The organism is Streptomyces deccanensis, assembly GCF_022385335.1.
Taxonomy (GTDB): Bacteria; Actinomycetota; Actinomycetes; order Streptomycetales; family Streptomycetaceae; genus Streptomyces; species Streptomyces deccanensis.
In genome coordinates, this window is the sequence record NZ_CP092431.1 from 7356744 (window position 1) to 7373237 (window position 16494).

At 71.2% G+C, this 16494-nt stretch carries 10 protein-coding genes; 8 read left to right on the forward strand and 2 right to left on the reverse strand.

Annotated elements, in window-relative coordinates; translation table 11 throughout:
• Nucleotides 1-165 precede the first annotated feature (165 nt).
• The gene (locus L3078_RS32760) at nucleotides 166-1989 is read left to right on the forward strand and encodes a PucR family transcriptional regulator (protein ID WP_239757531.1); all 1824 of its coding nucleotides are present in this window, start codon (nucleotides 166-168) and stop codon (nucleotides 1987-1989) included.
• 83 nt (nucleotides 1990-2072) lie between these two features.
• Here L3078_RS32760 and L3078_RS32765 read toward each other — a convergent pair whose 3' ends face one another.
• Nucleotides 2073-2675: a TetR/AcrR family transcriptional regulator gene (locus L3078_RS32765; protein ID WP_239757532.1), complete on the reverse strand. Its 603-nt coding sequence runs from the start codon at nucleotides 2673-2675 to the stop codon at nucleotides 2073-2075.
• A 91-nt stretch (nucleotides 2676-2766) separates the two neighbouring features.
• On the opposite strand from L3078_RS32765, the gene L3078_RS32770 reads away from it, so the two are divergent.
• Nucleotides 2767-3213, forward strand: a complete 447-nt coding sequence (locus L3078_RS32770; protein WP_239757533.1) for an anthrone oxygenase family protein — start codon at nucleotides 2767-2769, stop codon at nucleotides 3211-3213.
• A gap of 178 nt (nucleotides 3214-3391) precedes the next feature.
• Entirely contained in the window at nucleotides 3392-4888 is a 1497-nt protein-coding gene (locus L3078_RS32775) for an aldehyde dehydrogenase family protein (protein ID WP_239757534.1), read from the forward strand.
• A gap of 145 nt (nucleotides 4889-5033) precedes the next feature.
• Here L3078_RS32775 and L3078_RS32780 read toward each other — a convergent pair whose 3' ends face one another.
• Entirely contained in the window at nucleotides 5034-7886 is a 2853-nt protein-coding gene (locus L3078_RS32780; RefSeq protein ID WP_239757535.1) for a glycoside hydrolase family 3 C-terminal domain-containing protein, read from the reverse strand.
• Nucleotides 7887-8272: 386 nt separating this feature from the next.
• Here L3078_RS32780 and L3078_RS32785 point away from each other — a divergent pair, with 386 nt between their 5' ends.
• From L3078_RS32785 to L3078_RS32805, 5 genes are all read left to right on the forward strand, one after another.
• Nucleotides 8273-9958: an extracellular solute-binding protein gene (locus L3078_RS32785; protein ID WP_239757536.1), complete on the forward strand. Its 1686-nt coding sequence runs from the start codon at nucleotides 8273-8275 to the stop codon at nucleotides 9956-9958.
• Nucleotides 9959-9984: 26 nt separating this feature from the next.
• Nucleotides 9985-11025 (forward strand): ABC transporter permease, encoded by a 1041-nt coding sequence (locus tag L3078_RS32790; RefSeq protein ID WP_239757537.1) that lies wholly within the window; start codon nucleotides 9985-9987, stop codon nucleotides 11023-11025.
• The gene (locus L3078_RS32795; protein ID WP_239757538.1) at nucleotides 11022-11987 is read left to right on the forward strand and encodes a carbohydrate ABC transporter permease; all 966 of its coding nucleotides are present in this window, start codon (nucleotides 11022-11024) and stop codon (nucleotides 11985-11987) included. The genes L3078_RS32790 and L3078_RS32795 overlap by 4 nt, the downstream gene beginning before the upstream one ends.
• Nucleotides 11988-12239: 252 nt before the next feature.
• Nucleotides 12240-14492 (forward strand): sialidase family protein, encoded by a 2253-nt coding sequence (locus tag L3078_RS32800; RefSeq protein WP_239757539.1) that lies wholly within the window; start codon nucleotides 12240-12242, stop codon nucleotides 14490-14492.
• Nucleotides 14492-16486 (forward strand): beta-galactosidase, encoded by a 1995-nt coding sequence (locus L3078_RS32805; protein WP_239757540.1) that lies wholly within the window; start codon nucleotides 14492-14494, stop codon nucleotides 16484-16486. Before L3078_RS32800 ends, L3078_RS32805 begins: the two co-directional genes overlap by 1 nt.
• Nucleotides 16487-16494 lie beyond the last annotated feature (8 nt).

Genomic DNA, 16494 nt, shown 5'->3' on the forward strand with positions numbered 1-16494 from the left:
CGGGGCGGCGTTCGATTTGAGCCATTCGGTGTGCGGTGCGTGGGACTTGTGATCGTACGGTGAGGCAGAATCGGGACAGGCCGTTCATACGCGGCGGCCAAGAGGCGTCTGCCTGTCCCTGGCCCCGCCCCACTCCCCCACCCCCGTCGTCGACCTGAAGGTCCCATGCCCCCGACGCTCGCCTCGCTCGTCCACCACTCCGCGCTCAAGCTGACCGTGCGGGCGGGCGAGGACCGCCTCGACGTGCCGGTGCGCTGGGCGCACGCCAGCGAGCTCGCGGACCCCGTGCCGTACATGGAGGGCGGGGAGCTGCTGCTGATCACCGCGTTGAAGCTGGACGCGGAGGATCCGGAGGCGATGCGGCGCTATGTACGGAGGCTGGTGGGGGCCGGGGTCGTCGGGCTCGGGTTCGCCGTCGGGGTGCACTACGAGGACATCCCCGAGGCGCTCGTCGACGCGGCCGAGGGGGAGGGGCTGCCCCTGTTGGAAGTGCCCCGGCGCACGCCCTTCCTCGCCATCAGCAAGGCGGTGTCGGCCGCGATCTCCGCCGAGCAGTACCGGGCGGTGACGGCGGGCTTCGCGGCGCAGCGGGAACTCACCAGGCAGGCGTTGACCGCCGGGCCCGAAGGGCTGCTGGGCGCGCTCGCGGGGCAGGTCGACGGGTGGGCGGCCCTGTACGACGCCTCCGGCGCGGTCGTCGCGGTGGCGCCCGAGTGGGCGGAGCGGCGGGCCGGGCGGCTCGTCGCCGATGCCGAACGGCTGCGCGACCGGCCCGCTCCGGCCAGCGCGGTCGTCGGCGGCGAGGACCGCGTCGAACTGCACTCCCTCGGCACCGGCCGCCGGGCCCGCGCGGCGCTCGCCGTCGGCACGGCGGCGGCTCTCGGTACGGCCGAGCGGTACGCCGTCCACTCCGCGATCGCCCTCCTCACCCTCACGACGGAACGGTCGGGCTCGTTGCACGCCGCCGAGCAGCGGATCGGCGCGGCGGTGCTGCGCATGCTGCTGGCCGGGGAGTGCGACCACGCGCGTGCCGTCGCCGGGGATCTGTACGGGGACCTCCTGGACGCCCCGTTCCGGCTGATCCTCGCGGAGGCGGCCTCGGCTTCGGCCGCGCGGGCGCGGATGGAGGGGGCGGTGGGGGCGGTGAGTACGGCGGTGTCCGTGGAGGGGGTGGCCGGGGAAGGGGCTCGCGCCGCAGTCGTCGGCGGGGGCAGGGAAGGGGCCCGTGCCTCCGGGGCGGGGGGTGCGGCTGCGGGCGTGGCCGCCGATGTCGTACGGGCCGCCGCGGGCGCGGCCGCCGGTGGTGACTCGGGTGGGGAACTGCTCGGACAGCTCGTCGAGGTGGTGGAGGCGGCCGCGGCGCGCGCCGGGGAGGCGGTGCTCGTGGTGCCCGACGGGGAGCGCCTCGTCGTGCTCGCCGTGGACGGGGGTGCGGCGGTCGCCGCGTGCGGGGAGTTCGCGGCGGCGTTGGAGACGGCTCGGGCGGCGGGGCGGGACCCGGTGTCCGCCGGCGGGTCCGCTTCCGCGTCCGCCTCCGCCGTGGGCTCGGTCGAGGAGGAGGAGCTCGTCGTCGGGCTGTCCGCGCCGGCGGGGCCGATAGCGGCCGCCGCGGCGTACAAGCAGGCCGAGCAGGCGCTGTCCGTCGCTCGGCGCCGGGGGCGTTGCCTGGTCGAGCACGAGGAACTGGCGGCGGGGTCCGTGCTGCCGCTGCTCGGGGACGACGCCGTGCGGGCCTTCGCCGACAGCCTGCTCCGTCCGCTGCGGGAGCACGACGCGACGGGGCGGGGGGATCTGGTCGCCTCGCTGCGGGCGTGGTTGTCGCGCCACGGACAGTGGGACGCGGCCGCCGCGGACCTGGGGGTGCACCGGCACACGCTGCGCTACCGGATGCGCCGGGTGGAGGAGATCCTCGGCCGCTCGCTGGACGATCCGGACGTGCGGATGGAGCTGTGGCTGGCCCTGAAGGCGACGGCCGCGGCGGGGGAGTAGACCGCGCCCGTCCGAGAGGTGCGGCCGTGTGCCTGCTGGGTGCTGGGTGCTGGGTGCTGGGTGCTGGGCGCTGAAGTGTCGGGTCAGAGCACGGGGAGTCGCTCCACCAGGAGGGCCACTCTGCGTTCGGTGTCCTCCGGGGGGAGACGTCGTGCGCGGGTGAGGGTGGCCAGCCCGTGCAGGGCCGCCCAGAACACCTCGGTGAACAGTCCCGGGTGGACGCCGTCCCCGGCGACCTCGTCCAGGTTCTCCAGCAGGGCGGCGAAGGCGTCCTTCAGCGGCTCGGGGGTGTCCTCGTGGGCGAACGCCAGGCCGCCGTCGAGCCGGAACATGGCGTCGTAGACCGCCGGGTTGCGCTCGGCGAAGTCGAGGTACGCGCGGGCCAGGGCGGTGACGCGGGTGCGGGGGCCGTCCGCGGTGGAGGGCGCGTCGGAGGCTACGGCTGAGGTCGCGGCCCGCAGCGCCGTGGCCATCTCGGCGGCCCCTTCCAGGGCGACGGCCCCGATGATCTCGCGCTTGCCGCGGAAGTGGCTGTAGAGGACGGGCTGGCTGTATTCGATGCGCTCGGCGAGCCGGCGGGTGGTGACCGCGTCCCAGCCCTGCTGCTCGGCGAGTTCACGGGCCGTGGCCACGATGAGGCGCTCGCGGCCCGCCCGCTCGCGCTCCTTGCGTTCCTGTACCGACATGACGCGATCCTAGCACCGCTAGACAATCGAGCGGCAGCAGTACTAGCGTTGCCACATCAGCTAGCGCCGCTAGATTCCTGGAGGGTCCGTCATGCTCGACGCACTTGAGGTGGTCACCACCGTCGTCATCGGACTGATGGTGGGGGTGGAGTTCTCGGTCGCCTTCGTCATCAACCCGATCCTCAACGCGCTCCCCGACGACAGCGTGGTGCTCGGCCGTGCCCACGGGGGGCGGATGCTGGGTGCGGTGATGCCCGTCTGGTACATCACCTCGCTCGTCCTCGTCGGGGTCTGGGCCGTGGCCGGACGGCAGGGCGACGGCACGGGCCTGGTGGTCACCGCGGGCGGGCTGCTGATCGTCAGCGTGATCATGTCGCTGCTGCTGCTCGTCCCGATCAACAACCGGGGCAGGACCTGGACGCCCGAGAACCGCCCCGAGGACTGGAAAGCGCAGATGAACCGCTGGGACCGCTTCCACTACGCCCGCGTGGCCGTCATCGTCGCCGCCTTCACCCTGCTGGTGGCGGCCCTCGCCTGAGCCCACGCGCCGATTGAGCCCACGGGTCGATGCCGGCTGGGCCCCGGTCCCGAACTCGTCCAATCTGGCGCAGCCCCCGGCCGTACTCATACGTGCCGGACAAGCGACCCCTCGTCGTCGCGGCCCTACCGTGGAGCGGACGTCGATGTGTCATTTATGCGAAGGGCCGGGAACGACTATGACCGCCACTCACGCCTTCTGGCTCGCGGGCCGTCAGGCCACCGGTGAGAGCACGTTCGATGTGACGTCGCCCTGGGACGGCCGGTCGGTCGGCAGGGTGAGCGTGCCGACGGACGAGCAGGTCGAGGAGGCCGTGGCTGCCGCGTACGCCGTGCGGGACGAGCTCGCGGCGACGCCGGCGCACGTGCGGGCCGCGGTCCTGGACCGGGTCAGCAGGCGTCTGGTCGAGCGGACCGAGGAGATCGCGCAACTGATCTCCGCCGAGAACGGCAAGCCGATCAAGTGGGCGCGCGGCGAGGTCGGCCGGGCCGTCTCGGTGTTCCGGTTCGCGGCCGAGGAGGCCCGGCGGTTCAACGGCGGCGAGGCGCAGCGGCTCGACACCGACCTCGGCGGTCAGGGGCGACTGGCCCTCACGCGCCGCTTCCCCAAGGGCGCCGTCCTCGGCATCGCGCCCTTCAACTTCCCGCTGAACCTCTGCGCGCACAAGATCGCCCCCGCGATCGCCGCCGGTGTGCCGATCATCCTGAAGCCCGCCCCGGCCACCCCTCTCTCGGGTCTGATCATCGGAGAACTGCTCGCCGAGGCAGAGGCCCACGCGGCGGGCGCGGCCGGTACGGCCGGCGCGGGAGCCGGGACTGTCCTTCCGGCCGGCTCCTGGAGCATCCTCCCCGTCGCCAACGACCGCATGCCCGCCCTCGTCCAGGACGAGCGGCTCCCCGTGATCTCGTTCACCGGCTCCGAGAAGGTCGGCTACGCGATCATGGACTCGGTGCCGCGCAAGCACTGCACGCTGGAGCTCGGCGGCAACGGCGCGGCCGTCGTCCTCGCCGACTACGCCTCCGACGCGGACCTCGACTGGGCCGCCACCCGCATCGCGACCTTCTCGAACTACCAGGGCGGCCAGTCCTGCATCTCCGTGCAGCGGGTGATCGTGGACGCGTCCGTGTACGACCGGCTGCTGCCGCGCATCGTCGCCGCGGTCGAGGCCCAGGTGACCGGTGACCCGTCCGACGGCGCCACCGACGTCGGGCCGCTGGTCGACGAGAACGCCGCCAAGAGGGTCGAGACGTGGGTCCGGGAGGCGGTCGACGCCGGGGCCTCCCTCCTCACCGGCGGCAAGCGGGACGGCGCCACGTACGCGCCGACCGTCCTGGCCGACGTACCCGCCGACGTGACCCTCTCCTGCGAGGAGGTCTTCGGGCCCGTTCTCACCGTACGGAAGGTGGACGGGGAGGCCGAGGCCTTCGCCGCCGTCAACGACTCCAAGTACGGCCTCCAGGCGGGCGTTTTCACCCATGACCTGCAGACCGCCTTCCGCGCCCACCGCGCGCTGGAGGTCGGCGGCGTGATCATCGGCGACGTGCCCTCCTACCGCGCCGACCAGATGCCGTACGGCGGCGTGAAGCAGTCCGGAGTGGGGCGCGAGGGCGTGAGGTTCGCGATGGACGACTACACCTACGAGCGGGTCATGGTCCTGACGGGGATCCAGCTCTGACGCCTCATTGAGACCTTCCCGTCCCACCCCTAGCTTCTGATAACCGTTTTCAGATAGCCTGGGGGCAGATCCCGGGATGAAGGGGCCCGGCACCGATGCCTTCCGGTGCCGGGCCCCTTCTGTGCGTCGGCCTGCTTCCGGACCCTCAACCGGAGAAGCCGACGTGCGCCAGCCGCAGTGGGCCGCGCAGCCTCAGGTGGACGTCGTGCACGCCGGCGGCCGACACGTCGGTGCGCGGCGTGGTGTAGGCGTACGGGTCGCCGGTGGGGCGTTCCGGCGTCAGTGTCGCGAGGACCGGGCCGCCGACCAGGAAGAACTCGACGGTGCCCGACCCGGACACCTCCACCTCGACGGACGTGATCCCCGCGCCGAAGTCGCAGTTGCGGAAGATCAGTTCACCGGAGCCGCCGCCCGTCGGGGTCACGGCGTCGCCCGACACCTTGGCGCGGTCGACGATCTCCGTGCCGCGCTGTTCGTCGAAGTCCGCCGCGTCCAGGCCGTGCGTGACGACCGGTCGCGGAGCCACGGGCTCGCCCTCGACGGCGACGGTCGTACGGAGGCGGATGTCCTCGCTCGACGCGCCGGCGAGGAGTTCGTACGCGCCGGGCTCCAGGTGCCAGGTGCCGTGGGCCACGTCCCAGAACTCCAGGACGGACAGCGGGAGTCGGAAGGTCAGCTCCGTCGAGGCGCCGGGGGCGAGAGTGACCCGGCGGTGGCCGACCAGCTCGCGGCGGGGGCGCGGGACCGACGGGTCCACGGCGCGGACGTACAGCTGGGCGACCTCGTCGGCGGTCACCGCCCCCGTGTTGGTGACGGTGAAGGAGACCGTCAGGGCGCCATCACCCGTGCGGGCGACCAGGTTTCCGTACGCGAACTCCGAGTACGACAGGCCGTGGCCGAACGGGAAGAGCGGGGTGCCCTCGAAGTAGAGGTACGTCTGACGGCCGCCGATCACGTCGTAGTCGAGGAGGTCGGGGAGGTCCGCGTCGGCGGCGTACCAGGTCTGCGGGAGGCGGCCGGCGGGGGAGACGTCGCCGGCGAGGACGCGGGCCAGGGCGGTGCCCGCGGCCTGGCCGCCGTGCGCGGTCCACAGGACGGCGGGCAGGTCGGCGGGGTCGACCGCGTACGGATAGGCCGAGACCAGCACCAGCGCGGTGTTCGGGTTGGCGGCGCGGGCGGCGCGCAGCAGGCGCTCCTGGTGGGCGGGGAGCGCGAGGCCGGTGCGGTCCTCGGTCTCGCGGCCGTTGATGTGCGGGTCGTTGCCCGCGACGACGAGGACCACGTCGGCCTCGGCGGCGACCCTGGTGACGGCCTCCTCACCGGGCTGGACCACCATGATCTCGAAGATTTCCGGGTTCTCGTCGGCAACCTTCACACCGTCGGCGCCGACAGTGACGTACCGGCCTGTCCCTGCGTGCTTGAGGAGGTGACCGTTCCCGTGGGATCCGGAGGGCTCCAGGCTGAACGTCTCCTGGACGATCCAGCCGCCCGGCTGATCCGCCGACGCGCGCAGGTACCCGTCCTCGGCGACCGAGAGGTAACGGCCGTCGGGGGCGCGGAAGGTGAGGACGCCCCCGCCCCAGTCGACGAGGGCCAGTTCGGTGCCGTCCGCGTCCGTGGTGAGCGGTGGCAGGTCGGTGCGGCCGGCCAGGAGCGCCGGGTCGAGCGCGCCCTCCGCGCCCCGTACCTCGTCGTCGGCGCCGGCGGCCTCGGGCACGGCGACGAACGCGCCGGTGGACAGCGCCCTCAGGCGTACGCGGTCCACGCCCTCCGCGAACGTCACGCGTTCGGCACCGAAGCGGTCGTACAGGCCTTCGAGTGGAGTGGAGCGGTGGAGGAGGGTGCCGCTGTACCAGTCGAGTTTGCACTCGTCGGCGAGCAGCCCGACGACGGCGATCCGGGTGTCGGCCGCGAGCGGCAGCAGGTCGCCCTCGTTCTTCAGCAGGACGACCGCCTGCTCGGCGGCCTCCCGGGCGAGGGCCCGGTGGGCCGGGGTGTCGAAGTCCGTGAGGCCGGCGTACGGGTCGCTGTCGGCGTCGAACTCGCCGAGGCGGAAGCGGACCGAGAGCTGGCGGCGGACCGCCTCGTCGATGTCCTCCTCGGTCAACAGGCCCTTGTCCAGCGCGCCCTTGATGCGGCCGGTCATCGTCGAGCTCTCCGTGCCGTGGTCGGTGAAGCTGTCGACCCCGGCGCGCAGCGAGGCGGCGGTCGCCTCCTCGTGGGTGTCGAAGTAGTGCTCGGAGTCGACGAGGTTCGACGGCGCGCCCGCGTCCGAGCAGACCAGCAGCGGCTCCTCGGTCCAGCGGCGCAACTGCTCGGCCAGGTAGGGCGAGACGTGGTTGGGGCGGCCGTTGACCAGGTTGTACGCGGGCATGACGCCGGCGACGGCGCCCGCCTCGACGGTCTCGCGGAAGGCGCGCAGGTCGTACTCGTGCAGGACGCGCGGGCGGACCGAGGAGGAGGTGGTGGAGCGGTCGGTCTCGTTGTTGTGCGCCAGCCAGTGTTTGAGCACGGGGGCCGTGCGCCAGTACGTGGGGTGGTCGCCGCGCAGGCCGCGGGTGTACGCGGTGGCGATCGCCGAGGTCAGCTTCGGGTCCTCGGAGTAGCCCTCCTCGTTGCGGCCCCACAGCGGGTGGCGCAGCAGATTGACCGTGGGGGACCAGACGTTGAGGCCGACGCGGTCGTCGCGGGCCCGCATCGCGCGGACCTCGGTGGACACGGCCTCGCCGACGCGGCGCACGAGGTCGTCGTTCCAGGTCGCGCCGAGGCCCACCGCCTGGGGGAAGACCGTCGCGGGGCCCATCCAGGCCACGCCGTGCAGGGCCTCCTGGCCGGTGCGGAAGGCAGCCACCCCGAGTCGGTCGACGGCGGGGGCGAACTGGTGCAGGAACGCGATCCTCTCGTCCAGGGTGAGCCGCTGGAGCAGATAGTCGATGCGCTTCGCGAGCGGCAGCTGCGGATCGCGGAAAGGCGGCGTGGGCGTCGTCTGTGCGGTCACGTTGGGGATCCCTTTGCGGTGGAGCGGCGAGGCGCTTTCGAAGCGCTTCGATGCTCATTCGACCGTGGGGTGGGTGTCAAGAGACCAAGGCGCAACAGATCCGTTTCCCCACCGTCATACAGGCCACGACACCGAAGGTCGGAGGGCGTTGTTCCGGTCGTCCACACCGTTGAGGAATCTAGGAATCGACCCTTGTGCACCCCCGGTCGTTCACTTAACCTCGCAGCAACATCGAAGCGCTTCGACTGTGGAGGGCAACGCTTCGCGTGCTCACCTCCCTCCGCCGCTCGAGGGTTCACCCGCTTCAGCACAGCCAGTTCCACTCAGACACCGCAGCCGACGGCCACCGCCGGGTGTCCTGGTGTGCGCCATGAAGGGTTGACGCAATGACGCCGAACTCCGCCACCTCCGCCGCGCCCAGCCGGAGAAGCTTCCTCGCCTCCACGGCGGTCGTCACCGCCGCAGTGGCGGGGGGCGTGCCGCTGCTGTCCGCCTGCGGCGGCTCGCAGGAGGGCCGCAAGGAGGGCGCCACGTCGGGCAAGGACGCGAAGAAGATCCTCCCCGCGTTCGTCGCGTCGAACGTGGTGGCGCCCGACATCCCGGCGAAGAACGGCGCGCCCGCCGGCTTCACCAAGGCGATCGCGACCGCCGACCTCAAGACCTCGGTCCCGAAGAAGCTCGGCAGCGGCGGCAAGCTCAAGGTGATGTCGCCGTTCTGGGGCACCCCGCCCAAGGGCGACAACCCGTACTACACGGCGATGAACGAGGCCGTCGGCGTCGACGTCACCTGGCAGAACCAGGACGGCGTCACCTACGACCAGAAGCTCGGCGCGGTCCTCGCCTCCAGCGACATCCCGGACGTCGTGGTCGTACCCGGCTGGAACCTGATGGGCAAGATACCGAGCGCCATCAACGCCAAGTTCGCCGATCTCGGCCCGTACCTGTCCGGGGACAAGGTCAAGGACTACCCGAACCTCGCGGCCGTCCCCAGCGAGGCCTGGCAGCGCGGCATCTTCGGCGGCCAGCTGCGCGCGGTCCCGTTCCCCGCCCCGTACGTCACCGACATCGCGCCCATGTACCGCAGGGACATCTTCGAGAAGAAGGGCTACACCGTCCCGACCAGCCCCGACGAGTTCCTGTCCTGGGCGAAGGAGGCCACCGACGCCAAGTCGAAGGTGTGGGCCTGCGACGACATGAAGTGGACGGCGTTCAACATCTACGGCGTCTTCCCCGGCAGCGACAAGGCGCTGTGGTGGAACATGGTCGACGGCAAGCTCGTCAACCGCGTCGAGACCGAGGAGTTCCTCGAGGCGCTGGAGTGGACGCGCAAGCTCTACGCGGCCAAAGTGGTTCACCCGGACGCGGTCTCCGGCAAGGCGGGCGGCGACGCCCGCAACCGCTTCACCTCCGGTCAGTCCCTGGTCTTCAACGGGAACATCTCCGGCTGGTGGGGCTCCGTCTCCGAACAGGCCACACAGAACAGCGGCTTCGACATGGCCGCGTTCGACATCTTCGGCCCCGACGGCGGCGACCCCACCCTGTGGGCGGTCCAGCCGGCCAACATCTTCACCTTCATCAGCAAGAAGGCCACCAAGCAGCAGATCAAGGACTTCCTCGCCCTCTGCAACTACTGCGCCGCGCCCTACGGCACCAAGGAGTTCATGCTCACCGCCTACGGCGTCGAGGGCACGGACTACGACATCAAGAAGGGCCTGCCGGTCAAGACCACACAGGGCGTCAACGAGGTCAACGGCGCCTACGACTACACGGGCAACCCCGCCCCGTACGTCGCCTACCCCGACTTCCCCGAGGTCACCAAGGGCATCGTCGAGTGGCAGCAGCGCATGGGCGCCTTCACCAAGAAGACCTCCTTCTTCGGTCTGACCGTCACCGAGCCCAACCGCTGGGCCAACCTCGCCGACAACTTCGAGCAGTTGGAGGACGACATCGTGCGCGGCCGCAAGAAGATCAGCGACATGCAGCAGGCAGTGGCCGACTGGAAGAGCAAGGGCGGCGACGACCTGCGCGACTGGTACAAGAAGCTGCTCGACGACACCGGCTCGGCGAACTGACCAGGGGCGAGGGCAAGGAGAAGGCCGTGTCCCACAGCACGGTGCCCCGGTCCAGGGCCGAGGCCGACACCCCCGAGGAGACCCCGGCGGCTCCCGGGGACGCCACCGGGCCCCGGCCCGCGGCCGGCGCACGAGCGGGCAAGCTGAGTCTGCGCCTCAGACTCCGGCGTGACCGCACGCTGATCCTCATGACGCTGCCGGCCGTCCTGCTGATCGTGGTCTTCAACTACATACCGATCCTCGGCAATGTGGTCGCCTTCCAGGACTACGACCCCTATCTCAGTGAGAACGGCTTCGTCGCCATCTTCCAGAGCCCCTGGATCGGCCTCGAGCAGTTCGAGAGGATCTTCGCGGACTCGGCCTTCTGGCACGCGGTGCAGAACACGTTCGTGCTGTTCTTCCTCCAGCTCGTGCTGTTCTTCCCCATCCCGATCCTGCTCGCGCTGCTCATCAACAGCATCGTCAGGCCCCGGATCCGGGCGGTCGCCCAGGCGATCATGTACTTGCCGCACTTCTTCTCCTGGGTCCTCGTCGTCACCGTGTTCATGCAGATCTTCGGCGGGGCCGGCGTCATCGCGCAGACCCTCCGGCAGCACGGCTACGACGGCTTCGACCTGATGACCAACCCGGAGATCTTCAAGTACCTGGTCACGGTCGAGATGATCTGGAAGGACGCGGGCTGGGGCATCATCGTCTTCCTCGCCGCGCTCTCCTCCGTCTCCCACGACCTCTACGAGGCCGCCGCGATGGACGGTGCGGGCCGCTGGCGGCGCATGTGGCACATCACCCTGCCCGCCCTGCGCCCGGTGATCGCCCTGCTGCTGGTGCTGCGCGTCGGCGACGCCCTGACCGTCGGCTTCGAACAACTGCTGCTCCAACGGCAGGCGGTGGGCGTCGACGCCTCGGAAGTCCTCGACACCTACGTGTGGTGGAACGGCATCCGCAACCAGGACTTCAGCTACGCCGCCGCCGCGGGACTCGTCAAGGGCGTCGTCGGCCTCGCACTGGTCCTGACCGCCAACAAGGTCGCCCATCTCATGGGTGAGCAGGGGGTGTACAAGAAATGAGCGCACTCCTCGACAAGACGGCGGAGGCGGCCGACCGGCGGCGGCCCCCGGCGCGGAAGCCGAATCGCTGGGCCGCTCCGCCCCGCCCCGTCTGGGAGGAGGAACCCGCGAAGGCGGGTCTCGCGGGCAAGGGCATCGCCTTGGGCTTCGCCTGCTTCGCGATCCTCTTCCCCCTGTGGATCGTCATCGTCACCAGCCTCCAGACGAAGAAGACCATCGACGAGGCGGGCGGCCTGGTCGTCATCCCCAAGGGCGTCACCTTCATCGCCTACCAGGAACTCCTCAGCGGCGGCCAGGTCCAGAAGGCCGCGCTGGTCAGCGTCGGCATCACCCTCGTCGGCACGCTGTTCAGCATGACCGTCTCGGTGCTGTGCGCCTACGGCCTGTCCCGGGTCGGCTCCCTCGGCCACCGCTGGATCCTGATGACCCTGCTCGCCACGATGTTCTTCGGCGCGGGCCTGATCCCGACGTACCTCCTGGTCCAGGCCCTGGGCCTGACCGACACCTACCTCGCGCTGATCCTCCCCAGCGCGGTGAGCGTCTTCAACATCCTGGTTCTGCGTTCGTTCTTCATGGGCATCTCGCCGGAACTCATCGACAGCGCGCGCATCGACGGCGCCGGTGACTGGCGCATCCTGTGGAAGATCGTGATGCCGCTGTCGAGGGCGGTCCTCGCGGTCATCGCCCTCTTCTACGCGGTCGGTTACTGGAGCGCCTGGTTCAACGCGTCCATCTACCTGACCGACCAGGACATGATGCCGCTGCAGAACGTCATGATCCAGCTGGTTCAGAAACAGGAACGGCCGGTCGGCCTCTCCGCCCAGATCAACACCGGTCAACTCTCGCCGCTCGCCATCCAGATGGCGGTCATGGTCATGGCCCTCCTGCCCGTCGCCGTGCTCTCCCCCTTCGTCCAGAAGCACTTCAAGAAGGGCATGCTGACCGGCGCGGTCAAGGGTTGACCGGGGCGCCCATGGACTCGGGGGTGCGGGTGCGTCGGCGGCTGCGGGCCCGGTGGGGCTTCTCGCGCAGTTCCCCGCGCCCCTGAAAAGCAGGGGCTGCGCCCCGTGCTTTTCGGGCCGAAAGGGCCGTAGGCCCTTAAGGGGCGCGGGGAACCGCGCGAGAAGCCCCACCGCGCCGCACTCGCCATCGCACCGAACCCACCGAGTCATCAGGCGCCCACCCACGCCCTCCCCGTACGAACGAGGTATCCCATGCGCACCCCCCGCCCCACCCCCCACCCCAGCCGCCGCACCGTACTCGCCGCGACCTCCGCCACCGCCGCCCTCACCACCCTGCCCGCCCTCGCCACCCCGGCCCACGCGGCGGAGCCCCACGCCGGGCCCCGAACCGGCAAGTCCGCCGGAGGCTACCGTTGGCGCAACGCGGTGATCGGCGGCACCGGATTCGTCACCGGCGTCCTCTTCCACCCGGCGAGACCCGGTCTCGCCTACGCCCGCACCGACATCGGCGGCGCCTACCGCTGGGACGACCGCAAGGCCCGCTGGACCCCGCTGACCGACCACCTCGGCTGGGACGACTGGAACCTCACCGGCGTGGAGGCCATCGCCCTCGACCCCGCCCACCCGAACCGCGTCTACCTCGCCCTCGGCACCTACGCCCAGCCCTGGGCCGGGAACGGCGCGGTCCTCCGTTCCGACGACCGCGGCGCCACCTGGACCCGCACCGACCTCACCGTGAAGCTCGGCGCCAACGAGGACGGCCGGGGCGCCGGCGAGCGTCTCCTCGTCGACCCGCGCGACAGCGACACCCTGTGGCTGGGCACCCGACACGACGGCCTGCTCAGGTCGACGGACCGGGGCGCCACCTGGGCGGTGGCGACCGGCTTCCCGGCGACCCCCAGCGCCACCGGGCAGGGCGTCACCCTCCTCGTCGCCGCGGGCCGCACCCTCTACGCCGGCTGGGGCGACGGCGACGGCACCTCCGCCGGCAAGAACCTGTACCGCACGGCCGACGGCACCACCTGGGAGGCCGTCCCCGGGCAGCCGAGCGGCACCTCCGCCAAGGTCCCGATCCGCGCCGCGTACGACCGGCACACCCGCGAGCTGTACGTGACGTACGCCGACGCCCCCGGCCCCAACGGCCAGTCCGACGGCAGTGTGCACAAGCTCCGCACCACCACGGGCAGGTGGACCGAGGTGACCCCGGTGAAGCCCGGCGGCACCACGACCGACGGCGGCACCGACAGCTTCGGCTACGGCGGCGTCGCCGTCGACGCCCGCCGCCCGGGCACGGTGGTCGTCTCCACCAACAACCGCTGGGCCGAGATCGACACCCTCTTCCGGTCCACGGACGGCGGCCGCACCTGGACGTCGCTCAAGGACTCCGCCGTCCTCGACGTCTCCGAGACCCCGTATCTCAAGTGGGGTGCCGACAAGCCCAAGTTCGGCTGGTGGATCCAGGCGCTGGCCCTCGACCCGTTCGACTCCGAGCACGTCGTCTACGGCACCGGAGCGACCCTCTACGGCACCCGCGACCTGAAGCGCTGGGCGCCGCAGATCCGGGGGCTGGAGGAGACGTCCGTGCGTCAGCTGATCTCGCCTCCGACCGGGCAGGCGCATCTGCTGAGCGGCTCAGGTGACATCGGCACGATGTACCACGAACGCCTCACGGCGTCACCGTCGCGCGGCATGGCGTCGAACCCCGTCTTCGGATCGGCGACGGGGCTGGCACAGGCCTCGACGAAGCCGTCGTACGTGGTCCGCACCGGCTGGGGCGACCACGGAAACGGGGCCCACTCCCACGACGGGGGCCGTACCTGGGCGCCCTTCGCGGCCCAGCCCGCCATCGCCAAGGACGCACCCGGGCCGATCGCCACCAACGCCGACGGCAGCGTGCTGCTGTGGTCCTTCGTGCACTGGGACGGCACGAAGTACGCGGCCCACCGCTCCGCCGACAACGGGGCGACCTGGACCGAGATCGCCTCCTTCCCGAAGGGCGCCACACCGGTCGCCGACCCGGCCGACCCCACGCGCTTCTACGCCTACGACACCGACACGGGAACGCTGTACGCCAGCACGGACAGCGGTGTCACCTTCACGGCCCGGGCGACCGGACTGCCCAAGGGCGACAGTCAGTTCAAGCTGGTCGCGGCGCCCGGCCGCACCGGGGACCTCTGGCTGAGCGCGAAGACGAACGGGCTGTACCGGTCCACCGACGGCGGGGCCGGCTTCTCGAAGATCGACAGCTGCTGGGCCTCGTACACCCTCGGCTTCGGCAAGGCCGCCGACGGCGCCGACTACCCGGCGATCTACCAGGTCGGCTCGACCGGGTCCATCACCGCCGTCCATCGCTCCGACGACGGCGCGAAGACCTGGATCCGTATCAACGACGACGCCCACCAGTGGGGCTGGACCGGCGAGGTCATCGTGGGTGACCCGCGCGTGTACGGCCGCGTCTACCTGGCGACGAACGGGCGCGGCATCCAGTACGGGGACCCGGTCTGATGGCCGGTCCCACACGGCCGAGCCTGGCCGACGCCACCCGCGGCCGGATCCTCTTCGGCGGCGACTACAACCCCGAACAGTGGCCCGAGGAGGTGTGGCAGGAGGACGTACGCCTCATGAAGGAGGCCGGCGTCAACACCGTCACCCTCGGGGTCTTCTCCTGGGCCAAGCTCGAACCCCGGCCAGGAGCACGGGAGTTCGGCTGGCTGGACCGGCTGATGGACCTCATGCACGAGCACGGCATCGGGGTCGTCCTCGCCACGCCCACCTCCTCCCCACCGCCGTGGATGGGGCGCCTCCACCCCGAGACCCTGCCGCGCGACGAGAACGGCCAGATCGAGTGGTGGGGCTCCCGCCAGCACTTCTCGCACTCCAGCGAGACCTATCGCCGGTACGCCGCCGCCATCACCGAGGACCTCGCCGCCCGCTACGGCGACCACCCGGCCCTCACCATGTGGCACATCAACAACGAGTACTGCACCTACGACTACGGCGACGAGGCGGCGCGGACCTTCCGGACGTGGCTCCAGCGGAGGTACGGGACCCTCGACGCGCTCAACGAGGCCTGGGGCACGGCCTTCTGGAGCCAGGGCTACGACGGGTGGCACGAGATCCTCCCACCGCGCCTCGCCCATTACATGAAGAACCCGAGCCATGTGCTCGACTTCAAACGCTTCACGAGCGACATGCTCCTGGAGTGCTACGTCATGGAGCGCGACATCGTCCGCCGGCGCACCCCGCACGTACCGGTCACCACCAACTTCATGCCGATGTGGGTGGGGCAGGACGCGTGGCGGTGGGCCGAGGAGGAGGACGTCGTCTCGGTCGACCTCTATCCGGACCCCCGTGACCCGCTCGGCGCGCAGCACGGAGCCCTGGTCCAGGACATGACCCGCTCCCAGGCGGGCGGCGGCCCGTGGATGCTGATGGAGCAGGCCGCCGGACCGGTCAACTGGCGTGGCGTCAACCACCCCAAACCCCGTGGACTCAACCGGCTGTGGTCCTTCCAGGCCGTCGCCCGGGGCGCGGACGCCGTCTGCTACTTCCAGTGGCGGCAGTCCCGGCAGGGCGCGGAGAAGTTCCACTCCGGCATGGTCGGTCACGCGGGCGAGCACGGCCGCACCTACCAGGAGGTGAGACGGCTCGGCCGGGAACTCGCCGCCGTCGGCCAAGAACTGGCTGGCCGTCACATCGAAGCCGACATCGCGGTGCTGTTCGACTGGAACTCCTGGTGGGCCGGTGCCCAGGACGGCCGACTGTCGTCCGAGGTCGATCTTCCCCAGGTCGTACGGGCCTGGCACCGCGCCCTCTGGGAGGCGAACCTCACCACGGCCTTCGCGCACCCCGAGCACGATCTCTCCGCCCACCGGCTCGTCGTCGTCCCGCAGCTCTACCTCCTCACGGACGCGGCCGTCGACAACCTCCTCGCGTATGTGCGGGGCGGCGGCACCCTCGTCAGCGGCTTCCTGACCGGGGTCGCCGACGAGGACGACCGGATACGCCCCGGCGGCATGGACGCCCGGCTCCGCGACCTCTTCGGCATCCGCACCCTGCACGAGTGGTGGCCCCTGGACGCGGGGGAGGAGGTCGAGTGCGACGGCCCCCGGGGCGTCTTCCGGGGCACCCTGTGGTCCGAGGAGATCGAGACGGCGGACGCGGACGAGGTCGTGCCCTACAAGGGCGGCGAACTCGACGGCTTCCCGGCGGTGTTGCGGAAGGGGCGTGCCTGGTACGTCTCCACGCTGCCCGAACCGGCCGAACTACGCGCCCTGTTGGGTCGGGTCGCGGCCGACGCCGGGGTGCGGCCGGTCCTGGACGGACTGCCCGGCGGGGTCGAGGCGGTACGGAGAGGCGATGTGCTGTTCGTGCTCAACCACGGCCGCGACGAGGTCACCGTCGACGTGCCCGGCACCCATCGCGACCTGCTGACGGGGGCGACCGTCACCGGATCGCTGGCGCTCGGCCGGTACGGCGTGGCGGTACTGAAGCCGTGACCATGACT